A 22,885-nucleotide genomic window follows, 5' to 3' on the forward strand; every position below is an offset into this window, starting at 1 on the left:
TCTCTTTTTGTGTCTACTTTATTGACATCTATCCACTATCGATTAACAATACTTCGCCGTTTGAATCAAGATTTTCTAACTGATTGAACGCTTCTTCTGCGCCCAATTCTCCACCATCTTCAATATGACTTTTAGCAAGCATTTTGAACGCTTCGTATTTATCAATTGTTTTCATATCATCGAAAAACTCTTTTTCGTCTTCGACTTCGCAAACAATATCCTTGTATAGTTCTAAACATTGTTTTTCATCTTCAGCACTAATTAGTGCGAAATAAGGGTATCTGATTTCAAAAAATTTCATTTGTTGTTCCTCCACAAATTTATCCTGTACCTTCTTCATTTTAAACAAACGAATATCACCAGAAAACTCGCAAACACCTTTAAGCTCGTCTTTAATAACAACAGAATCATCATAAACATATACTCTTACTCTAGCCATCATAATCTTCCTCCTCAATTCACTAAATATTTTTTTATTGACGTGGCAGAAATCGAACCTGCCTCTTATCTCGCTATACGCTCGTTGTATCTCAGATACTACACGCCAACGAAAGGAGCGACCTTTCACTATTCGCTATTTTCCACAATATCCTGGCAAGGATTGTAAACACAGAACAAATTTGAACATATAAGCACAGAATTATCAAATTCGCCATTAACACATTTTTTTGCACATTCAGTTACACATTTAGCAGCTTAGCACAAGCCCACTAAATAGTTTGTTTTTCTATTTATTAGCTCAAAAACAAATAAACAAAAAACTTTTCATTAATAAAATGATATTCAGTTCTTTTTTTGTTAACCATCTATTGCAATCAAAACTAACCGAAAGGCAGTGTTCACATCCTTTCTTTTTATTATTTTTTAAGATTGGCCAATCTTAATATCGCTGAAGTAGGATTGCACCACTCATGTACTCACTTTAGTTTTGTACAAGGTCTCAATAGTGCACTCTATCTTCACCTTTGCGTCTCTCTACATCCGCCACAGCGATCTTTTTGTTTCATAAAATTCATTTCTTTCTAAAAATAATTCGCAACAGTATAATTCATTCTTTGAACATAATACTGTTTTAGAATTACATTTTTCAAATACATACGCATTAAATGTTTGATTCCACAAATGTTTCAGCAAATCATCAACACTATATTTCTCAAAATTACTATAAAAATAGAGCGTATGTTCAACTCCGTAGTTTGTTACAATAACAAATGTATACTTATATTTTCCATCTTCATCATTTAATGACAAATTATACTTGCTCAGCATTCTTAGAATTTTCTTTGCAATTATCCCTACTAATAGAAAAAAGAAAATAATTTTCATTAAAAGCTCCTTTCTAGAGGATATTATTTTTGATAAAATAAATTACCACTTGATACTCTTTGAAAGCACTAAATATACACAATAAAAACCATACATCACAAAAATAGAATGAAAACTATTCTTTATTACTACAATAAACAATTTAAACAATGGAATATTGCACTTATATACCGTTTTATAAGATACTATATACAATCTTGTAAAATTTAAAATTAAAAGTATATAGCCTAAAATAATGATCAAAAAGCAACACTCCTTTCTATAGTCAGGAGTGAACAAATAATCATGAATGAAATTTTTGAATTCATTAAAAATAATTTTGAAATTATTTTTAAATTTATCAAAATTAATTTAAATGATTTCCAACGCTGTTTTTTTTACCTATTTTCAATTCTTTATCTTTCTTCATTTTCTATAAAAAATATTTCAAATGAGTACTTAACTTTTTTAAAGCATAAACAAGAAATAGTATCTTTTATGAAAAAATCACTTTCCTTACTAAAATTGTTAGAAATTTGTATTAGTAAAATCGTTACTATTAGCTTATTCTTTTTTTATTTTATCCAGATAATGGATCAGCATTCAATTGAACTTACTTCGTATCTTTATTCTGGTATATTATGGATTGCTCTCTCCATCACTTACTTAAGACAAATTATTCAAAATTGTGTCCTAAGAACAAAACATTCTTCAATCATTAAATGGTACAAATCTCAATTCTATGAACCAATTTCTATACTATTAACAAATTCTATACTCGTGTACTCTATTTTAAATATTATTTCTAACTGGAGCATTTTAGGAGAGAATCTCTTAAATCTTTCTTTATTCCAATCCTTACTTAATTTTATTTATCTATTTCCTTTATCTTTGAACTTATTAAAATCATGTATTCACATTCTAAATAATAAGAATTTACGATTAATAAAAAATCCTAAAATCATTATAAATAAACTATCAATACAACTTAGAAAATTTAACACTTTTATCTTTAATTTTTTAAATGGCATCGATCAAGAAAAGAACAATAAACAAGAGTAAGAGAATAAAATAATATAAGTATTCTCCAAAATATTCATTTTCTCCTTTTGATTTTTTTTGTAAATATATTTCAGAATTAAAATAAGCCACTTGTTTCATAAAACATATGAGACAACTAAGTATCATAGGTAATAAAAAGCCTATTAGTATAACCAAACATCTTTCCTCCAAAAATTGATTTATAAGTGCGTATTAGTAATTTATTTCTGGTAACGAATATACTTTATTGCATGTTTGAAACAAACAAATACATATCCAGTACATTCATTGTCTTTGATTTGTTCTAAAAATAATTCATATTTTGTTATTCTAATCAATATTCCTTCTAGCTTTTTAGCGTCTGTAGTTATAACAACCACACGTTTTTTTAATAATGAGTTGAGATCATTTGTTTGTTTTTTCATACAAAAGTCCTTTCATGTTTCATTTAATAAGGTATAAACGTAAGGAGCTAACCTCTTTTGTTTGTTAGTTTTAACCATGTAAATAACAGATTTTTTCTTTCGCAGGGTTTCTAGCGTCAGCAACCCCAAACTCTAAAAAAGTATCTTCGCTCTCTTGAAAATGTAAGTTGATAATTGTACTTGTTAGCTTACATTTTCATACTAATTGATCCTCGCAAATCCCTTTTTGTACTGTGTCATACCTATTCTTTACACACCGTGATTTTATACTGTCCCAGATCACGGCATTCTTTTCGGTGGTTTATCCTTCCTAAGCCCCTGTTAGACACGCTGATTAACTTAGAAAGTTCTGTTTGTATCCAATTTTCAAGGATCTCCCAAAAGAAACAAACAAGTTGACGTGTGTCGTTTTCGTTCAAAGAATTCCTATTCTCAAGTTTTCCAACTTCTCTAGTTCAAGAGCTCCCTGCCACCAGCCATCTTTAAGATTTACCTAAAGGGTTTCGTGTCCGTGTGCTTCCTTGTTTCTTTTTTCGATAGCTCAATATAGCTACTATATTTCGAATTTGTTAGTTTAACATTTGTTCATTTAAAAATAGACAAGTGAGTAAAACTAACAAACAAAAGAGGCTAGTTCCTCGTTATTTCTTAACATAATTACGATAAAAACAACTACATTTAATCAGTAGTTCTAATCCTATTGCACCAAACAAAAATACGGGTAGTACAATACATGATGAAAGATAAAACAGAATACATTTCATTTGTTTTTCTCTTTTCTTTGCTTCGCTGGATTTCCTTGTTTGGAGACTATTTTATTTGCTTTTCGTAACAATATAAAACGCTTTTTCATTTTCGCAAACTCCATATTTGAAAGAATCAACGCTTGTTGAGAACATCCTCTACACGCTACAATTTTCCCATTAAAATAAATGGATTTTATTTGGGCCAAAAACGCTTCATGTTCTTTTTTTCCTATCAATTTTTTAGTTAGAATCACTCTTTTTTTTCCAGACGAATCAATAATTATTCTGCGAACGGTTTGATCTGAAAAAAATTGCCAACGTTGTCGGTTAAAAAGTGTCACTTCACAGCAAAATACTTTTAAATGTTCAGCCTTTACTTTCATGACTCTTGCTCCTCTAGCCAGTTATGAAGCGAAATTTCAGGCAATTGTGATACCCCATAAATTTGATCTTCTAACTCTTCATGACTGCAAAAACGTTTTGCTTGTAATAAGTTATACTCTGCCTCTTCAGATAAATTTTTTACAAGTGGGTTTCGGTTCAATTCTCTTGCACAGCATTCCCAGAAATTCAATAATGATTTAAAATAAAATCCTTTGCGATTTTTTATTTCTTTTTCCTCATGGCGTGCGATTTTTTCGTTTTGAATACACCGTTGATACATTCTAGTCAAATCTTCTGTAAAAATTTCTCCTAAAATTCGATACTCTTCACTACCAACTAGTCCATGTCGTTGGTTATAATTTCGTTGCCGTTTTTCGATAATTCGCTTACTGTCATAAATCATGTTTAATTGCTCTTTGGATTCACGCCATTCACCTGAACTATAAGCAATCCAAGTCAATACATCTTTTGAAACAAACGTACTTTGGCTGTAATGTTGAATAAATGTTTCTTGCCATGAACATGCTTCTTTTTGTTGATTAGAAGTATCGATAGTAGTATCTATGTTTTCTGTATCTAAATAGTTAGAAGAATTATTTAATAATTGCGCAAAATTTGCACATGGATTTTTTTCATCAAAATTGCCTATTTCTTTTGCTTTATCAGTGAATCCTTCCTCTTCTTCTCCGTGTGCAAAATCTGCACTAGGATCCGTATCTAGCAAATACACATCATTTTCAGTTGTATCTAATTCTCCTAAATACAACCGAGCTTTGTTTCTTTTTCCAGATTGTTCATCAAAGCCTCTGTCCTCAATTTCTAATAATTCATAGTCTCTCAATTCGTTTTTAATCGTGCTAATTGAACGTCTAGAACAATTTAAGACAGTCGCTAACTCTTGTTCCGTAAATTCAAAATAAACATAACCTTTTGAATCCACTTGATTTCGTTGAATAGCTAAATCTAATCGTGAACGGAAAATCATGTAAGCAATTTTTGCTTTATCAGATAATGCACGATATTTTTCGCTAGTAATAAATACTTTTGGAAATTGATAGTATAACTCATTATATTTACGTGTTGCGGTAAATTTCTTTGTTGCCATCGATTACACCTCATCTTGTATTATTAATAAAGAATTTTGGTGTTGATATCTACGAACATCTTCCATTGTAGCCATCAATTCATTGAGATAGATCCTTCCCATTTCAATCGTTAACAATCCATACACTTCTAGCTCATTTTTGATCTCTTCAATTTCATTTTCTGATAAATCAAGCAATGAGGCTAATTCTTGATTCGTATATGAAATATACACATGTTTCTTCTCATCAATTCGTTTTTCAATTAAGGATTCTTCTAAATACTCATTCAGTAAACTATACGCATATTTTGCTTGTGCAGACATCGTATAATATTTCGATGATTGAATAAAAAATAATTTCGGCATTTGAAAATGTAATTGTGTGACTACATCAGTTGCTTTAATTTTTATCATTAGATTTCCTCCTAAAAGTACGCAAAAAAACTCTGTATAAAATCAATTACACAGAGTTTTTAAAGTGTTGTTATTTAATTTTTCAGAAGGAATTTATTCATTAAAAATTTCTAATCAAAAAAATGACTGTTGGGTAAAAACTAGACACTTACTTTACTTTTTAAAGAAGCGCTGTGCCGATTCTTACGTAATTTTTTACCCTTATCGCGAATACGTGCTTGATTTCTTTTATAAAATATCTGATTTTTCTTTATTTTCTATTTATTTTAACAAAATTGCTTTTATTCTGAGGTCTCAGCTATTGTTTTCTGCTAAGTTATGATATGATAAATTTATTAAAAATGAACCCTTAGGAGGCCTGTTTATGTTATTAAAATCTGTAGTTATTAAAAAAGATAATTTAACAACCGTCAATGAATCTTGTACTCTAGAAGAAGCTCTTTCTATTTTAGAAGACTCAGGTTACCGTTGTGTCCCAATTTTAGACGAATCTGGAAAAATTTTCCGAGGAAATATTTATAAAATGCATATTTACCGCCATAAAGCAAACGGTGGCGATATGAGTTTACCTGTTACCTATTTGTTAAAAAATGCCACAAAATTTATTTATGTCAACACTTCATTTTTCAAGGTATTTTTTACTATTAAAGAACTGCCTTACATTGCTGTTTTAGATGAAAATAATTATTTTTACGGCATTTTAACACACAGCACCTTATTAAATATTTTAGCGCAATCTTGGAATGTAAAACAAGGGAGCTACGTTTTAACAATTGCTTCAGTTGGTCAACAAGGCGACTTAGCAGCCATTTCAAAAATCATTGCCAAATATAGCAGCATCGCCAGCTGTATTACATTGGATGTCGATAGTGAAGAATTTGTTCGTCGCACACTTATTACTTTACCAGCCGGCACAACTGCCGAAACGTGTACAGCCATTGTAGAACATTTAGAGCGGAAAAACTTTAAAGTTGTAGAATTGGAAAATTTAGAAGACGAGTAAAATTTACGACCTTTAGCTTAGGATTTAAAGCTAGGGAGGTAAGCCAATTTGACTTACCTCCCTAGCTTATTTTTTTAGACTTCTTCACCAATAATTCGAACTTCCGTTTGCAATTCAACATCAAATTTTTCTTTAATCACTTCTTGGATATGTGCAATTAATTCCACATAATCCGTGGCGGTTGCATGATCGATGTTAACAATAAATCCCGCATGCTTTTCGGAAATTTGAGCACCGCCCCATTTTAAGCCTTGTAAGCCAGCGTCTTGAATTAATTTCCCTGTAAAATGACCAACAGGGCGTTTAAAGACACTGCCACAAGAGGGATACTCTAGCGGTTGCTTCAGTTCACGAAGTTCCGTTAATTCATCCATTTGGGCTTTAATTTCTGCATGGTTTCCTTTTTCTAAAGCAAACGTTGCTTGCAAGACAATACAATGTAATTCTTGAATTTCACTATGACGATAACGGAAATTCAGGTCTTCTTTCGTCATTGTTTGGATAGTTCCATCTGCCAACAGCACTTCTGCAGACTGGAAAACATCTTTAATTTCCCCGCCGTATGCTCCAGCATTCATATAAACAGCACCGCCGACACTTCCTGGAATGCCACAAGCAAATTCAAAACCAGTTAAATCAGCTGCTAAGGCTTCGTAGGTTGTATCAATCAGTTTGGCACCAGCATCCACAACCATGGTGGTACCGGCTACTTTGATTTCTTTCATTTCTGTTAGCATAATCACGACATCGCGAATACCGCCATCACGAACAATCAAGTTGCTAGCATTGCCTAATACTAACCATGAAAGTCCTTGTTCTCGGCAATACGCCACAATCTCTTCAACTTCTTTTTTTGTTTTGGGTAAGGCCAACACATCAGCTGGGCCGCCTGTTTTGGTAAAGGTTACGTTTTTTAATGGTTCATCTACTAATAAAGTAATTTCGTTTAATGTTTCTAACATAGCTTTAGTGTTCACGAAAGTTAGTCCTTTCTTTTCAAAATATCTGTCTTATTCTAGCATGATAGAAAGAAAGTTGCTAGTCCTCTTTAAAGAACATGCCGTTGTTGTTGGCGTAGCATTTCTTCACATAACGCATGACTTTCATAGACTTTTTCTTGTTTTAACTCTTGCTCTTGCGGTTTTTGAATGGCCTGAATGAAAGCAGTAACCATTTGGTAAAAACCTCTTTTTTCCAATGTTGGCGTCCAATCCCCCATCTCTTTTACTTGGTATTCTTCTTCTGTTTGGATGGTCAAATGCGTTAAATTTTCCAAGCGATAAGTACCTGTGGGGCTGGTGACTTCAAAAGTTTCTGTATTGGCTCCAGAGTGTAAATCCATGGAACAAACAATCGTTGTCTGTTCGGTTTCTAATTGTAAAATTGCTCGTTTTAAATGACCGTTTTCTTCCACTAATTTTGACTGCACCACGTGGAGCGGTCCTTCCGCTAAATAAACGGCGGTATCAACGACATGTAAAAATAAATCATACATCATAAAACTTGTTTCTCTCGTTGTATTGATGCGGTTCTTTTTAATAAAAATTGTTTGTTTTTCAGGAATATTTTTCAATACTTCCGTATAAGGGGCAAAACGACGATTGAAACCAACCATCAGGCGCAGATTTTTTGCTACTGCCAATGCTTGTAATTCTTTGACTTCAGCAAGCTCTTCACTTAAAGGTTTGTCCACAAAGACGTGAATACCAGCCTGTAATAATTGGCGAACGACTGCACCATGCACTTTTGTGGCTACATGGACAAAACAAGCATCAATCTTCGCTTCAATCAATTCTTCTACGGTCTCAACGGTTTCTGTAAAGCCATACTGATCAGCGATTTTTTGTCGTGTTTCTGGGTTCCTAGTCGCTAATACAAACTCTGCCAAGTGGCGGCATTCACTATAAGTTGGCAAATACGCTTTTTGTGCAATATTTCCTAAACCAATGACTCCAATTTTCATTCGTTTGTCCTCATTTCTGCTCTTTTTACTATTTTATCATAGACTACTTCTTTCCAAAAATCAGTCATTTTCTCTTTTTCTTTTCAAGTATTTAAAACTTCTTTAAAAAGTATTAGAATAGAAGAAAGCACCAAGCGACCTTTTCTTTGGTTCTGGTTTGCACTGAAACGAGCAAAAGCGTTTCTTATTTGAAAGGAGTTTCAACAATGAAATGTATTTCTTGGAATGTCAACGGCTTACGAGCGGTTGTTAAAAAGAATTTTATGGATGTTTTTAATGAATTAGATGCAGATTTTTTCTGTTTACAAGAAACAAAATTACAAGCTGGGCAAATTGATTTAGAACTTCCTGGCTATCATCAGTATTGGAATTACGCCGAAAAAAAAGGCTATTCTGGCACAGCAATTTTCGCTAAAGAAGAAGCGTTAAGTGTTCGCTATGGCTTAGGTATCGAGGCTCACGATCAAGAAGGCCGCGTGATCACTTTAGAATATCCAGAATTTTTCATGGTCACTTGCTACACACCAAACTCACAAGCTGAACTAAAGCGTTTAGCTTATCGAATGACATGGGAAGATGCGTTTCGTGCCTATTTAAACGAATTAAATCAAGAAAAACCCGTCATTCTTTGCGGTGACTTAAACGTAGCTCATCAAAATATTGATTTAAAAAATTGGAAAACCAATCAAAAAAATGCGGGGTTCACGCCTGAAGAACGGCAAAAATTTACTGAGTTATTAGACAGTGGTTTCACTGATACATTCCGTTATTTTTATCCAGAAGCTGAGGGCATCTACTCATGGTGGAGTTATCGCTTTAATGCACGAAAAAATAACGCAGGTTGGCGGATTGACTATTTCGTTGTGTCAGAATCCTTGAATGAACGTTTAGTCAGTGCTAAAATCCATACAGATATTCTTGGTAGTGATCATTGTCCAGTGGAAGTTGTACTTGATTTTTAAGTGTTACTCAACGCGTTGAAAGGAGTTTTTTTAATGAACTTTTACGCTTTTGACTTTGAAACAGCTAGTTATGATAAACATAGTGCCTGTTCCATTGCAATTGTTAAAGTAGAAAATAGTCGGATTGTGGATGAATTTTACACGTTAATCAAACCAGAAACACCTTTTTTCTGGCGAAATACGCAAATTCACGGCATTCATGAATCAGATGTTGTCAATGCGCCCAAATTCCCTGAAGTCTGGCAACAAATTCAGCATTGTTTTCAACCAAATCGGTTAGTGGTCGCTCACAATGCAAGTTTTGATTGTAGTGTTTTGGCTGGCTGTTTAGATTACTATGGCTTAGAACAACCTAATTACCTTTCTTTATGTACAGTCAAAACGAGTCGCAAACTGTTTCCTGAATTTCCTAATCATAAATTAAATACCGTTTGTGAAAACCTCAATATCACTTTAAATAATCATCATGATGCTTTAGAAGATAGCCGAGCTTGTGCCGAAATTCTTTTACAGCAAGAACAACGATTTGGGGTTGAACCTTTAAAAAAATTAGTATTGGTGAAATAATCCAGTTCTTGTTTCCAGCGAAGGCGTTATCTCTTTCAGTGGCTAGTTGGCAGGAGATAACGTCTTTTCTTTTACATAACTTTTCCCCTAAAACAAAAATTTTTCAGAAAGGACGCGATGATGTATTCGATTCTTTACTTATTCACAGACTCTCTCAAAAATGCGTGGCGCTCAAAAAACCAATTTAGTACGTTGATTCTTATCTTTATTATTAGTTTTCTGACTTTTTCTGCTCTATTATTGACTTTGTTGTTTTCTCGATGGCTTTCACAAATGATTCTTCTTGATAATTATGCAGTGATTCCTCCCTTGAAAATTTTCAGAGGTTTGGCTGGAATCAGCGCTGGAACACTCTTTTTCTTCCTGATTAGTTATATTTGCCGAACTTTCTTCCTAACTTTTTTAGAGCAAAAAAACGACTTACTGATCTTAGCTCTTTTAGGTACGACAAAATTACAAATTTTAATTAACTATGCCTTACAACCCATCTATTATTTGATTTTTATTTTGCCTTTAGCTGCTTTTCTAGCCAATAAGCTCATTCAACAGTTTATCCATGATTTTTTCAGCGAGGTACCTGGTTTAATGCATATCGATAGCTACATGCAAGGTATCTTTTTACCACTAACAGGAAGCCTATTGTTCATTTGCTGTTGTGTCTTTTTAATTCTTTTTAGGAAACTCAATCGCCTAATCAAAAGAGAGACTTGACTAACTATGCGAAAAAAGTGAGAAATACGTCATCTCGACGTACTTCTCACTTTTTTGAATGACTTAGGTTCTTTAGGCTAATTACTTTTCCCGCCTCTTTTAAGCCAAGGCTTCAATAATTTCGGTCATTGTTTTTGAACCAAAAATCATTTGTTCGCCATCAATCAGCATTGCTGGAACGCTCATAATTTTCTTTTCTTTTTTCAACTCTGGAAATAGACTAATGTCCACCATTTCTGCTTCCACATGAGGATTAATTGATGCAATACGTTGGCAAGCCGCCACGACATCGGGACAGAAATGACATGTTAGTGAAACAAAGATTTCTATTTTTCTTTTTGGCAATGCAAGTATGTTCTTTTGCAGACTTGCTTCTAACGGCTGCCCCTCGCTGCCGACATTATAAACCGCCAAAACCAACGAGTTTACTTCATGGCCACTAGGAATACCACTAAATTTAATTCCTGTATAGTTTCCTGCCGCATCTAAGAGCACAACGCTAGGCATTTTTTCAATCCCATACAGCAATTCTTTGGCTGGCTCAGTATCTTTCAAAATCGTTTCTAAAGTAATCTTCTGATCCAGACTTGCAAATTCTGTTAAGAATGACTGAAGTTCCAATGATTTTTCATCACTTGCATCCAAAAACTGAAGTAATGTCACTTTTTTGGTTAGTTTAGCGAAAATACCGTTTAATTGTTGGCGCATACTTTCTGGGAACCACTGATGCTTACCAGTAACTTTTGCTGGCTGTTTTTCTTTTGGTTGCTGACTGTTTGTTTCAGGGGCAGATTGATTAGCTAATCGTTCAGTCATTCGCTTCGTTACAATCGGTTGGCCCGCCTGTGTTTTTTGTTCTGTCACGTAACGTTGCGCATGAGTGGCGGCAATTGCACCGTCTGCAACCGCCGTCACAATTTGACGTAATTCTTTTATTCGTAAATCTCCTGCTGCATAAACTCCGGGAATATTGGTTTCCATATTCTCAGTTGTTGGCACATACCCACGGTCTAAGGCAATTTTCCCTTCAAAAATTTCTGTACTTGGTTTATTTCCAGCAAAAACAAACAGACCAAATGTACTGTCTTTTGGTGCTTCATAAACCGTTTCTTCTCCCGTCTGGTTATTGACAAACACAGCTTTCCGGACAAAATCATCGCCCATAATTTCTTTCACTTCTGTGTTATAAACAATCTTAATTTTCGGGTGATTTTTAGCCGCCTCCGCAGTTAATTTTGCACATGTAAAATCAGGTTCTCGGATAATCATCGTTACTGATTTACCGTAACGTGTCAAATAAACGGCCTCTTCCGCTGCTGCATAACCGCCACCAATCACAAAAATATCTAGGCCTTGGAAAAACTCCCCATCACAAGTAGAACAATAGGCCACGCCGCGTCCTGTAAATTCACTTTCACCAGGGAAACCAATTTTACGAGCAGAAGCTCCTGTCGCAATCAATACTGCATATGCTTGGTAGGTTTGACTCGCCGATTGAACAGTTTTTATCGTTTGACTAAAATCAACATCAATAATCTCGTCGTTTGTAAAAGCTACACCGAAGTCTTGTGCTTGAATGCGCATTTCTTCCATTAGTTCTGGACCTGTTGTGTGACGAATCGCTGGATAGTTCACAATTTCAGAAGTCGTCGTTACTTGTCCGCCAATTTTGTCTTTTTCAATAATTAAGGTATCCATCATTGCGCGACCTGCATAGATACCTGCAGATAAAGCAGCTGAGCCGCCACCAATAATAATCAAATCGTAGATTTCTTCTGTCACTTGCTTCTCCTCTTTCTTCTGTGTTTCAGAAAAAGAGCTGAACAAAACATTTTCTCTGTTTTATCCAACTCTTTGACCTCTATTTACAAAGCGAATTTAAATTTTACCAACTAAATCTAAGCTTGGCGCAATTGTTTCTTCTCCTGGTTGCCAATTGGCTGGACAAACTTTATCACCATGTTCTGCTACAAATTGAGAAGCTTCTAATTTACGAACAAGTTCTTCAGCATTACGACCAATACCCATGTCGTTGATTTCATAAGATTTGATGTCCCCTTCTGGACTCACAATAAATGAAGCACGGTAAGCCATTCCAGAAGCTTCATCTAAAACGCCAAAGAAACGAGCAAGTTGACCGTTGGGATCGGCTAACATTGGATATTTAATTTTTCCAATCGTTTCTGTAGCGTCAGCCCATGCTTTATGCACATAATGACTATCTTCTGAAACAGAGTAAACCTCACAATTTAATTCCTGTAAATGCGCATAATGCTCTTGCATATCCCCTAATTCCGTAGGACACACGAAAGAAAAATCAGCTGGATAAAAGAAGAAAATACTCCATTTTCCTAAAATATCTTCTGTTGATACTCGTGTAAATTCACCATCGTGATAGGCATCACATTCAAAGTCAAAAAGTTTTTGATTAATTAAATTCATTGTCGTTCCTCCTCTGTTTTTTTACTCTTTAAGGATAACAGTTTATAATTATTCCGTCAATAGAATAATTATAAACAAACGAGGTTCTATTAGCGTATAATACTGTACTATTGAGAATTATATGATTATCATTCTCAATTAGAAATAGCGAGATAACTTTTTAAATAACATAAAAAAGAAAGCGAATCATTAAAAGAACTTGCTTTTTAATGATTCGCTTTCTTTTTGTGAATACATTCTTTAACTATCTAAAATAATCGTTTCTTTCTCTTTGGTAATTAAAATAACTCCATCACCAAGAGGAACTAAAGTAGAAGTTAAATCAGGGTGCGCCATGACTACATCTAAAAATTGGTTTAATTTACGATGAATCGCTCGATTTTTTTTCGGTACTTCCTCAGCAGGGTCTAAAATTGTCCCAGCTTGAAATACATCATCCACCATCAAAACGCCGCCAACTGGTAGCAACCGTAAACATTCAGGTAAAAATTCAATGTATTTTGATTTGGCACTATCCATAAAAATAAAGTCATAAGGTCCTTCCAACGTTGGTAGAATCTCAGCTGCTTGTCCTTCTAAAAGAGTGACCTTTTCTTCTAAGTCTAGGCGTTGGTAAGTTTTCTTCGCTTTTTTTATCATTACGTCAAAACGATCAATCGTGGTCACGTGACCATCTTCACCGACAAATTGGGCCATCAAGCTTGAAGAAAAACCAATTGCTGCCCCGATTTCTAAAATATTTTTGGGCTTTAGTTGTCCTAGCAAAAATTGTAGAAAAACTACTGTTTCGTGCGGAATAATCGGCACCCCTGCTTCATTGGCTTCCGCCTCCACTGCCCCTAATTCTCCGGGAAGTTTCTTTTGTTTTGTACGCATATACTCAACCAGTTCTGGTTTAACGACTGGTCGATGCATCATTTCGTTTCTCATCACTTTCGCTCCTTTTCGTCCCTTTATTATACGAAGTCCTTGTTCCTCTGTAAAGGATTGAAATAGGATTCTTATTATTTGTTTGAAAATAACATGCACATTCTTAACTTCCTAGCTAAGTGCGGATTACTTCTTGTAAGCACATTTTTTCTTTGTTTCTGCTATTTTTTATTAAGTTTTATTCAGAAAACGTCAAAAAGTAGCCCTCAAGAACATACCTATTGATTTTTTCTCGTTATTTCTTATAAAAATATTTCTACATATGTTAATATTTTCCCTTAAATCACTATTAATTCTTGCTAATTCAAGCCCCAAAACAAGCCTATAACCTTGCTAAAATAAGAAACGTCAAATTTTACTACTTTGTCTGTAAAAATTTGATATCACAAAAGAAAGGAAATCTTGTATACTCTTTACAGATAGTGATTTATAGTGAAGCACATAACCAAATTCCCGGACTTGACTTGGTTCAAGTACATATGCAGGCGAGCTATTTGATAGTTCCCTGATAAAAATCGTTTCGACGATTTTGCACATAGCACTACCTTTCTAAAAGCTAAAAATTATTTTTAGCTAGAAAAAAGACAACCGTTTGAAACGGCTGTCTTTTTTTTAATAAATTAACCCAAGCAAATCTTCTTTTTCGATATTTCCAAAGTATTTTTTAACGTCAATTTGATCAATGGCTTCTTCTAAAGAAGCTTTATCATATTTCACGCCGGTTAAAATATCTTCAACATCTTTAATTTCACCAAGCCCAAAGAAGTCCCCAAAGATTTTAATTTCTTGAATGGCACCATCCGCCACATTCATTTTCATTTCAATTGAACCAATTGGAAAACGATGGCGACGTTCTAAGTTAAATGCAGGTGATTTACCATAATTCCAATCCCAATTGCGATAGTATTGCTCTGAAATTTTGTTAATAGCCGCCCAGTCTTGATCAGTTAATTCATACGTTTTAACTTGGTCGATCGAATCTACGCCGAAAATTTTCAAAAGAATTTCTTGGCGGAATTCTTCCGTTGTCATCTCTTGTTTATCTTCAGATAAAAATGGTTTAATGTTTGTTACCCGTGAACGAACAGACTTGATACCTTTAGATTCGATTTTATCTTTCCGTACTTTCAATGTATTTACAACTTCATCAATATCACTATCAAACATTAAGGTTCCATGCGCAAACATGCGGCCGTTGGTAGCGTACATCGCATTTCCTGAAAACTTCATATCATTAATCACTAGGTCATTGCGCCCTTTTAATTCGGCACCTTCAACGCCTAAGTCCTGCAATGCTTGGATAATTGGTTGGGTAACTTTTGCGAAATCACGGAAAGAGTTGCCGTCATCTGGCATAATAAAACTAAAATTCAAATTACCATGATCATGATAAACGGCGCCGCCGCCACTTAAGCGACGAACAACATGAATGCCGTGCTCATCTACATATTCTTTGTTAATTTCTTCAATTGTATTTTGGTTACGGCCAATAATGATTGACGGCTCGTTAATGTAAAATAAAAGAATGGGCTCATCTAAAGGCATTTCTGTTAACAAATATGTTTCAATTGCTAAGTTCACTCGTGGGTCATTATTTTCATTCGGTACAAAAATCACAATCGGTTCTCTCCCTTGGTATAGTTACTTTTTTAAATCTCAACTGTTAAATCTGGTTGGGCTAATGTCACTGGAATTTCCGTTCCAGCATAGTTTTGCGCTTCTTCCCGTAGTTGTTCCAATGACCCATGTTGTGGTAAATGGGTCAACATCAATTGTTTGACTTGTGCGGCTTTGGCAATTTCACCCGCTTCTCTTGACGTAAAATGTGCATGATGTCGTTCATTACCTTCAAATAAGTACGTATCCGCTAAGAATAAATCAGCGTCTTTTGCAAAGTCTTCAAAACTTGCTAAGTAACCAGAGTCTCCTGTAAAGACAAAGACTTTGCCAGTCGCTTTTTCAACAATCCGCATCGCGTAACAAGTGACAGGATGAATCGTTTCCATGAAAGTAATTAAAAATGGTCCTACTGCCAACTCTTCTGCTTCAAAATACTCTTTCCCTTCGGAAACGTTAGGAAGCGTTAGTTCTTTGAAATGCATTTGATCTTGTGTATGGCCATATATTGGCAAAATAGGCGTCGGTTCCAGCGTTGGATAAAGCTGACGATAATATTGTAAAACGCCTAAATCTGCGATATGGTCATGATGATAATGCGACAGAATGACAGCATCTAATTTCAATGGATCTAGATAGTTTTCTAAACGCACTAATGTCGTACTGCCTGCATCAATAAGCAAATGAAAGCCTTCAGATTCTAACAAATAGGAACTCGTTCCTTCTCCTTTGTATGGATAAGCACCTAAACAGCCTAAGACAGTCAATTTCATGTGTGGACAACCTCCTTCAATACGATACTTCCATGTTACCATAAAATAACGGAAAAACGAGGTTAAAACGCTTAAATTTTCACAAAAAGACCAAAGAAAAAACCTGAACCCTTTGTCGAGATAACGAAGGATTCAAGCTTCTATTTTATTCTTCGGCTAAACCTTTTTCTTCTAAGGCAGTTTGATAAAAACTAGCTAACGCTACATAGTTATAAGGAATCACCCATAATAGACCGATACCAATAGCTAAAAAGCCCACAATATACCAACCAATAAAAGAAAATTGTAAACATAAATATTGCCAAAAACGATTTTTCATTAAATATAACGCCTGTTTCAACGCCATCATAATTGGCAGTTCTGGATTATCAAAACGTAGCCACACAGCAAATTGAAAAACGCCACTCACAAATAAACCAATTAAAAAGATCAAGATAGTGGCAACGCCAAATGCTAGGAAAAAGGAAAAATCATTTAAGAAAAAGGCTTGGATTTCCTCTGGTGTAACTGTATTAAACATCAATTTGAAATACAAGGTTGTCCCTGCCCCAAATAAAATTGGTAACAAAAATAACAAACCAATTACACGTTCAAGTACTTTTTGAAGTAGGTTGACCACAAATAGCGGACCATAATATTTTCCTTGAAAAACACTCATTAAAATATTGACCCGCACCTTTTCACCACGCAACACCTTCAAGGCTGCGTAATATAGCGCATAACTTAACGCGAATAAAACAAAAATTTGCAGTAATACTGCGGCAAAACTACTTTGAAAAACTTGATTTTCACCAGAAAATAAATTTTGCACAATCGATGTTAAGAAGCTCTGTAAAACCACTCCTAAGAAAGTTAACCAAGCCATGATCCCCCATTGCCCATCAAGAGCTCTGCGAGCATTGGCACGATGTTGCGAATTTGTTACTAAACTTTTCATTCATTCCATCCTTTCTGAAACTAATAACTAGTCAATTTAGCGACTGTTTCTTTATCTAGACGTTTCACCACTTCTGTGACTAATTTGACTGTGTTGAAATAATCATCTTCATGAATAACTGAGGTATGTGAATGCAGATATCTAACAGGCACCGTGATGGCTAATGATGGAATCCCGTTGCGCGTTAAATGCATGCGGCCAGCATCCGTACCTCCCCCTGTAATCACTGTATATTGGAAGGGAATGTTATTTTCTTCCGCCACTTGAATAACAAAATCACGTAATTTTTTATGCGGAATCATTGATGCATCATAAATCAAAATTTGTGGCCCTTCACCTAAAACAGAGTCGGCTTCTTTAGGTGTCATTCCTGGTGTGTCACCAGCTGTTCCTGTGTCTAAAGCAAACGCTATGTCTGGATTCACAAGATGCGTACTTGTTTGCGCACCGCGTAGCCCCACTTCTTCTTGCACATCACTGCCTGCAAATAAAATATTGGGGTGCCCTTCTGTCGCTAAATTTTCTAAAACTTTTAATGAAACGGCCGTACCAATTCGGTTATCCCACGCTTTTGCCAATAAAAATTTTGTATCATTCATGCGACGATAGTCAATATATGGTGTCACCATATCCCCTGGATGAATCCCCCATTCTGCAACTTGTTGATCGCTACTTGCACCAATATCAATAAACATATCTGCAATCTCATAGGGTTTGTTACGAACTTCCGCTGTTAACACATGCGGTGGTTTAGACCCAATGACACCATGGTAAACCTTACCAGTCGTAGTTTTAATCTGAACTTGTTGGGCCAACATCACTTGCCCCCACCAACCACCAACGGTTTGAAATTTTAAAAAGCCTTTTTCTGTGATTTGGGTAACCATGAAACCGACTTCATCCATATGCCCAGAAATGTAGACTTTTGGTCCTTCTTTATCACCAACATTTTTTGCAATAATACTGCCAAGGCCATCATATAAAAATTTATCCGCATACGGTGCTGCATACTTTTTAAATAACGAACGTACTTCGTCTTCATTCCCAGCAATCCCTTTAGCACTTGTTAAATCAATTAACATTTTTTCTTCTTTTGCATCCATAAAAATAACTCCCCTCAAAAACCAATTTTATCCATTATACCACGAACTAAAAAAATACTTACAAAAAATAAATTGAGCAACGTTCTCCACTAAAAATAAACGAAAAAACAGCCTGCACGCTCGTTATTCAACGGCAGGTACAGGCTATTTTCATTGTTACGAAGCGTTTCTAGTCCGCTTCAGATAATTGGTACTTGATCCATCTTGCCTTCTTAAAATTGAGGTAAGACCAATGGATTTTGTTGTTGCCAATCTGTCTGATAAAAACGATCATCAATTTGATACGCTAACTTTTTAGACGCAGATTGTTTCATAAATTCATCTACTTGACGATCAACAGCAAGCCAACCACGCCAACCTAAATGAATCGTGTCCGCCATAAAGTAGCGTTCATTACTACATGTTGAGAAGTCAGCAATGTTAGTAAACCCTTGCTCTTGAAGTTGATATTTCAGCTTGCGTGCTACTTGTTGCAACATATCTTGTGACAAGCCCGTATAGTCCGACCAACGTTTGTTAACAGGTGGGATTACAAATAAAACATCGACATTTTTTTCTGCTAACTGTTCTAACGCAGCTTGGAAATCACCATATTCTGGAGAAAAACGATAATCCCATTTCTTTTGTGAATGAGCTAATTTCGGTAAAACTGGTTTAATCCGTTGGCGATAAAAACCGTTACTAATTTCAAATTTATTATTATTAATGGCTTTTGCCGCAATTTTTCCAGCTAGCTGATCTAATTCATTAAAATTATAAGTAGCAGGTAATTGTTTCATATCTTTTTCAACAATTGGTTCTCTGCTAACCATGCCAATTTGGCTAAACAATTCATCTTCACGATTCAAGAAACGGAGATTCATTATAAAATAATCTCGTTGAGAGCGTTGGGGAAGTTGCCCTGCCTGCAGATTTGCCAAAGTTTCCATTAAGACTTTGTCTTTTTGAACAACTGGAAATTTGGTCAAACGTTGTGCTAGATATTGGTCACCGCTGGTTAATTCGGTTAAATTAGCTAACCATTGATAGGTTTGTAATTGTGAATAGTGTGCACCAAAACTATCATTAGGTACACCCTTTTTGACAAACCATTGCGGAGATAAAATAAAGACCGCTTTCTTATTGGCAATCGCATCGCCCATCGAATGAATGACCATTGCTTGGGTTAATGACTGTGTGCCCGCTTCTCCTAGTAAAAACGGTCGATAGTTCCGTTGATACTTTTCAGAGAGCACACTAGGGTGGAAAGCACTAAATCGACTTAATTCAGAAGAGCCAAAAAAAGGAACATATTTACCAGAAGCCACTGCTTTGTTTTTAATCACATTGCCTTTTAAAACGTTCGGTGCCATTGACGTTGATGCTTCCTTCAACGTTTTTTCGGAAGTTAAATTGATTCTGAACGGTGCAAAAAAGAACACTGCAACCAAGACCGCTGAACAAAGCACTGGACCTAAGATTCTGATTAGTCGTTTTTTTCTAGACATTATTGTAAAGCTTCCACTTGTTGAATGATTTGTTTTGGTGTTCCCCATACTTCACGGTCAAAGTCTGATACAGGAACTTGGATTCCTAATTGTCCTTCAATTTCTACTAATAATTGAACCGTCGCTAAAGAGTCCAATAATCCTTCTTCAAATAATTGAATGTCTTGATTGTTCACAACTTCGTCTGTTCCTGTAATATCTTCTAAAATGTTTAATACTGTTTCTTGAATGTTCATTATAAATTGCCCCTTTATATTTTTATTTTTATTTATTTAAACCATAGTTTGTCTAAAAATCCTGAGAAAATCAGGAAGCTGACACAAACCGCTTGGAAAGTTAAAAAGACTGCAAATGCATGTGTAAATTTGTTTGATGGTATCTTGTCTTTATGTTTTTTCTTAAAACGTAGCCAAGCATCTGTTACACAAATTAGTGTTGCATGGTAGAGCCCATAAGCGATGTAGAACCACGTTAATCCATGCCAAATGCCCATGATTAAGAACAACGCAAAGTAACCAATATTAGAAGTCACGATCCGACTTTTAAAGACTTTCTTTTTCATTAAGAAAAACATTAAGCGCATGTAAATGTAATCACGGAACCAAAAAGATAAGGTCATGTGCCAACGATTCCAGAATTCTTTAATATTCCAACTTAGAAACGGTTTGTTAAAGTTCATTGGTGTATCATAGCCCATTAAATAACTTGTGCCAACGGCCAGTAAACTATAGCCTGCGAAATCAAAGAATAGATACAAACTGTAATTATACATATAGCCGACTGTCCACCAGGATAAACCACCTTGTGCCAAGGCCATTTTTTCCACATGTGGTAAAAAGACACCACCAAGATAATGACTGATAATAAACTTATATAAAAATCCTAGAAATAAATAGAAAATTCCTTTTTCTAAAAAGTCTAAATATTTCTCCGCACTCGGCGGGTTTTTCAAATCTTTTTCAAAGCGCCGATAACGATCGATGGGTCCTGAAGAAATAGTCGGGAAAAACAAGAGAAACTGAATGTAACGAAACGGATGATATTCTTTCATTACGCCATCCCGTAAATCCATGACCACTTGGACCGCTTTAAAGGTTAAATAAGAAATCCCTAAAAAGCCAAGTAAGGTTGTTTTGCCTGTCATGAAGGGAGAAACTTTCACCCAAACAAGCGGTAATATAGCTAAAAAGACAGCCAGATAAAAGACCCAACCTGCATTTTTATTTTTTCGATAAGCCGCATAGCCCCACGTTAGTAACGTCTGATAAATAACATATACAATCAGAGCGACTCCTTGTTGCCAAAATTCGCCACCAAAACTGATATATAGAAAGACCAGTGTCACGAGTGTTTGGTACCAAGGCCAACGTGTCCCTTTAATGGCTAAAGTTAAAATCATTGGCAACAGAGCCGCAATTAGCAGAACAAAGTAATACGGTGCATTATAGGGAATCATATGAGGAAAATTCATCATGTGGCATTCACCTCATTCATCAACCCTTTCCGATCAATTTTGCCATTACTTGTCAAAGGTAATTGTTCAACATATACAAATTTTTGCGGAATCATATAGTCCATTGTCAACGTGGCTAATTCTTGTTTAATTGCCTTAGTTAATTGAAAATCACTTGAAAATTCATGTGCTTGCGGAACGACATAGGCAATTAATTGTTGGACTTTATTTCCTTGATATTTCGGCACAACGACTGCTTGTTTCACGTAGGAAACATTCGTTAAGTGATGATCCACTTCTTCTAACTCAATGCGGTAGCCATGCAATTTAATTTGAAAATCTAAGCGTCCCTCATACTGCAATAGGTTATCGACTAACTTTCCAGCATCGCCTGTGCGATAAGCTGGTACGCCATCTAATTGGAAAAAAGCTTCAGCTGTTTTCGCAGGATTATTTAGATATCCTTTGGAAACACTTGGTCCAGCAATGACGATTTCACCAATTTCACCTGCAGGTAATTTTGACATGCCTTCCATAATATAAATTTGCGTATCCTCTTTCACATACCCAATTGGTAAACGTTGGACACTTTTTAAAACTTCTTGAGTGATTTCAATGGCACTAATCGCTACAGTCGCTTCTGTCGGCCCATACGTATTATAAATATGCGCAGTTGGGAAACGAGCGGCTAATTTCTCAGCCGTTGGTTTTGGTAATTCTTCTCCGCAGAATAAAAACGTGCGCAGTGCTGGTAGATGTTCACCATCGAAGCTTGGTTCCATTAGACACAATTCAATAAAGGACGGTGTTGAAACCCAGACGTCGATTGTTAATTGTGGCAAACGCGTAAATAATTGTTTAAAATCGTTAATGATTTCATTGGGTAACGGAGTTAATGAGCCACCTAACGCCAATGCGGGATAAATAGACATCACCGATAAATCAAACGAATAAGGTGCCTGTGCTAAAAAGCGGGCCCCTTCTTCTAAACCAAAATCTTGCAACAACCAATTCGTAAAGCTAACTAAATTATCATGGCTGATTTGCACACCCTTTGGTACGCCAGTTGTCCCTGAAGTGAAAATGATATAGTAATTACTTGCTCCTGTGACAGGTATTAACGCAGGCGCATGCCGAGGTGCATGCATCATCATTTCTGTTAATTCTTCCGCCGTAATTACTGGCACTTCGGTGGCTAACTCAGGCCATTCATGCACAGCAATCACTGCGGTTGGTTTGGCTACGTTTAGAATTAGTTCAATGCGTTCTTTTGGTGTATGTGCATCAATGGGGATATAGCTAAAACCAGCTTTCGATGCGCCTAGAAAACTCACAATCATTTCAAAATCTAATTCTCCGTATACGACAATCGCTGACTTGTCCGTTTTCAGCTCAGCTAAATAAGCGGCTAGATTGTCTGACTTTTCTTTTAACTCTCCATACGTAGAGACTTTTTCTTCGGTTAAATAAACAGGACGTTGGGGTTCTTTACGTGCCCATTCATCAATCGTTTGAATCATATTAATTACTTTTTCCAT

The 22,885-nt window shown here is 35.4% G+C and carries 24 protein-coding genes; 5 read left to right on the forward strand and 19 right to left on the reverse strand.

Annotated elements, in window-relative coordinates:
• Positions 1 to 28: 28 nt before the first annotated feature.
• Positions 29 to 442 carry a hypothetical protein gene (locus IGJ63_RS10610; protein WP_263307187.1) on the reverse strand — a complete coding sequence of 138 codons (414 nt, stop codon included), beginning with the start codon at positions 440 to 442 and terminating at the stop codon, positions 29 to 31.
• 533 nt (positions 443 to 975) lie between these two features.
• Entirely contained in the window at positions 976 to 1,326 is a 351-nt protein-coding gene (locus IGJ63_RS10615; RefSeq protein ID WP_438746458.1) for a hypothetical protein, read from the reverse strand.
• Between the two features lie 285 nt (positions 1,327 to 1,611).
• Here IGJ63_RS10615 and IGJ63_RS10620 point away from each other — a divergent pair, with 285 nt between their 5' ends.
• The gene (locus tag IGJ63_RS10620) at positions 1,612 to 2,367 is read left to right on the forward strand and encodes a hypothetical protein (protein ID WP_438746460.1); all 756 of its coding nucleotides are present in this window, start codon (positions 1,612 to 1,614) and stop codon (positions 2,365 to 2,367) included.
• A gap of 200 nt (positions 2,368 to 2,567) precedes the next feature.
• Here IGJ63_RS10620 and IGJ63_RS10625 read toward each other — a convergent pair whose 3' ends face one another.
• From IGJ63_RS10625 to IGJ63_RS10640, 4 genes are all read right to left on the reverse strand, one after another.
• On the reverse strand, positions 2,568 to 2,771 hold the full coding sequence (locus IGJ63_RS10625) for a hypothetical protein (RefSeq protein WP_101732298.1): 204 nt from the start codon (positions 2,769 to 2,771) through the stop codon (positions 2,568 to 2,570).
• A gap of 760 nt (positions 2,772 to 3,531) precedes the next feature.
• Positions 3,532 to 3,900 (reverse strand): type III secretion system protein PrgR, encoded by a 369-nt coding sequence (locus IGJ63_RS10630; protein ID WP_263307230.1) that lies wholly within the window; start codon positions 3,898 to 3,900, stop codon positions 3,532 to 3,534.
• The gene (locus tag IGJ63_RS10635; protein ID WP_263307229.1) at positions 3,897 to 5,006 is read right to left on the reverse strand and encodes a replication initiator protein A; all 1,110 of its coding nucleotides are present in this window, start codon (positions 5,004 to 5,006) and stop codon (positions 3,897 to 3,899) included. The genes IGJ63_RS10630 and IGJ63_RS10635 overlap by 4 nt, the downstream gene beginning before the upstream one ends.
• A 3-nt stretch (positions 5,007 to 5,009) precedes the next feature.
• Positions 5,010 to 5,399 (reverse strand): replication initiator protein A, encoded by a 390-nt coding sequence (locus IGJ63_RS10640; protein ID WP_101732295.1) that lies wholly within the window; start codon positions 5,397 to 5,399, stop codon positions 5,010 to 5,012.
• A gap of 364 nt (positions 5,400 to 5,763) precedes the next feature.
• Here IGJ63_RS10640 and cbpA point away from each other — a divergent pair, with 364 nt between their 5' ends.
• Positions 5,764 to 6,402, forward strand: a complete 639-nt coding sequence (gene cbpA, locus IGJ63_RS10645; RefSeq protein WP_002365057.1) for a cyclic di-AMP binding protein CbpA — start codon at positions 5,764 to 5,766, stop codon at positions 6,400 to 6,402.
• Between the two features lie 74 nt (positions 6,403 to 6,476).
• On the opposite strand, the gene murB is transcribed toward cbpA, so the two are convergent.
• Entirely contained in the window at positions 6,477 to 7,364 is an 888-nt protein-coding gene (gene murB, locus IGJ63_RS10650) for a UDP-N-acetylmuramate dehydrogenase (protein WP_153854350.1), read from the reverse strand.
• Between the two features lie 86 nt (positions 7,365 to 7,450).
• Entirely contained in the window at positions 7,451 to 8,365 is a 915-nt protein-coding gene (locus IGJ63_RS10655; RefSeq protein ID WP_002397883.1) for a Gfo/Idh/MocA family protein, read from the reverse strand.
• A gap of 206 nt (positions 8,366 to 8,571) precedes the next feature.
• Here IGJ63_RS10655 and IGJ63_RS10660 point away from each other — a divergent pair, with 206 nt between their 5' ends.
• The 3 genes from IGJ63_RS10660 (at position 8,572) to IGJ63_RS10670 (ending at position 10,605) form a co-directional block, all read left to right on the forward strand.
• Complete coding sequence (locus tag IGJ63_RS10660; RefSeq protein ID WP_002365059.1) at positions 8,572 to 9,327, forward strand: exodeoxyribonuclease III; 756 nt, start codon at positions 8,572 to 8,574, stop codon at positions 9,325 to 9,327.
• A gap of 33 nt (positions 9,328 to 9,360) precedes the next feature.
• The gene (locus IGJ63_RS10665) at positions 9,361 to 9,894 is read left to right on the forward strand and encodes a 3'-5' exonuclease (RefSeq protein ID WP_002356400.1); all 534 of its coding nucleotides are present in this window, start codon (positions 9,361 to 9,363) and stop codon (positions 9,892 to 9,894) included.
• A gap of 120 nt (positions 9,895 to 10,014) precedes the next feature.
• Positions 10,015 to 10,605, forward strand: a complete 591-nt coding sequence (locus IGJ63_RS10670; RefSeq protein WP_025193825.1) for a hypothetical protein — start codon at positions 10,015 to 10,017, stop codon at positions 10,603 to 10,605.
• Between the two features lie 99 nt (positions 10,606 to 10,704).
• Here IGJ63_RS10670 and IGJ63_RS10675 read toward each other — a convergent pair whose 3' ends face one another.
• The 11 genes from IGJ63_RS10675 to dltA form a co-directional block, all read right to left on the reverse strand.
• Positions 10,705 to 12,387, reverse strand: a complete 1,683-nt coding sequence (locus IGJ63_RS10675) for an FAD-dependent oxidoreductase (protein WP_033627541.1) — start codon at positions 12,385 to 12,387, stop codon at positions 10,705 to 10,707.
• Between the two features lie 96 nt (positions 12,388 to 12,483).
• Positions 12,484 to 13,047, reverse strand: coding sequence for an alkyl hydroperoxide reductase subunit C (gene ahpC / locus IGJ63_RS10680; RefSeq protein ID WP_002367212.1), 564 nt, complete (start codon positions 13,045 to 13,047; stop codon positions 12,484 to 12,486).
• A 240-nt stretch (positions 13,048 to 13,287) separates the two neighbouring features.
• Positions 13,288 to 13,977 (reverse strand): O-methyltransferase, encoded by a 690-nt coding sequence (locus tag IGJ63_RS10685; RefSeq protein ID WP_002381418.1) that lies wholly within the window; start codon positions 13,975 to 13,977, stop codon positions 13,288 to 13,290.
• A 612-nt stretch (positions 13,978 to 14,589) separates the two neighbouring features.
• Entirely contained in the window at positions 14,590 to 15,594 is a 1,005-nt protein-coding gene (locus tag IGJ63_RS10690) for a lipoate--protein ligase (protein WP_002368809.1), read from the reverse strand.
• 32 nt (positions 15,595 to 15,626) lie between these two features.
• The gene (locus tag IGJ63_RS10695) at positions 15,627 to 16,367 is read right to left on the reverse strand and encodes an MBL fold metallo-hydrolase (RefSeq protein ID WP_002356393.1); all 741 of its coding nucleotides are present in this window, start codon (positions 16,365 to 16,367) and stop codon (positions 15,627 to 15,629) included.
• A 145-nt stretch (positions 16,368 to 16,512) separates the two neighbouring features.
• Positions 16,513 to 17,304: a DUF975 family protein gene (locus IGJ63_RS10700; RefSeq protein ID WP_002365061.1), complete on the reverse strand. Its 792-nt coding sequence runs from the start codon at positions 17,302 to 17,304 to the stop codon at positions 16,513 to 16,515.
• A gap of 20 nt (positions 17,305 to 17,324) precedes the next feature.
• Positions 17,325 to 18,407, reverse strand: coding sequence for a M42 family metallopeptidase (locus IGJ63_RS10705; RefSeq protein WP_002367214.1), 1,083 nt, complete (start codon positions 18,405 to 18,407; stop codon positions 17,325 to 17,327).
• 212 nt (positions 18,408 to 18,619) lie between these two features.
• Entirely contained in the window at positions 18,620 to 19,894 is a 1,275-nt protein-coding gene (dltD, locus tag IGJ63_RS10710; protein WP_002379772.1) for a D-alanyl-lipoteichoic acid biosynthesis protein DltD, read from the reverse strand.
• Positions 19,894 to 20,130 carry a D-alanine--poly(phosphoribitol) ligase subunit DltC gene (dltC, locus tag IGJ63_RS10715; protein WP_002356389.1) on the reverse strand — a complete coding sequence of 79 codons (237 nt, stop codon included), beginning with the start codon at positions 20,128 to 20,130 and terminating at the stop codon, positions 19,894 to 19,896. Before dltC ends, dltD begins: the two co-directional genes overlap by 1 nt.
• 32 nt (positions 20,131 to 20,162) lie before the next feature.
• Positions 20,163 to 21,368, reverse strand: coding sequence for a D-alanyl-lipoteichoic acid biosynthesis protein DltB (gene dltB, locus IGJ63_RS10720; protein ID WP_002382500.1), 1,206 nt, complete (start codon positions 21,366 to 21,368; stop codon positions 20,163 to 20,165).
• Positions 21,365 to 22,885 (reverse strand): D-alanine--poly(phosphoribitol) ligase subunit DltA, encoded by a 1,521-nt coding sequence (gene dltA, locus IGJ63_RS10725; protein WP_002359445.1) that lies wholly within the window; start codon positions 22,883 to 22,885, stop codon positions 21,365 to 21,367. The genes dltB and dltA overlap by 4 nt, the downstream gene beginning before the upstream one ends.

Source organism: Enterococcus sp. DIV1375a (assembly GCF_051712205.1).
Classification (GTDB): domain Bacteria; phylum Bacillota; class Bacilli; order Lactobacillales; family Enterococcaceae; genus Enterococcus; species Enterococcus faecalis.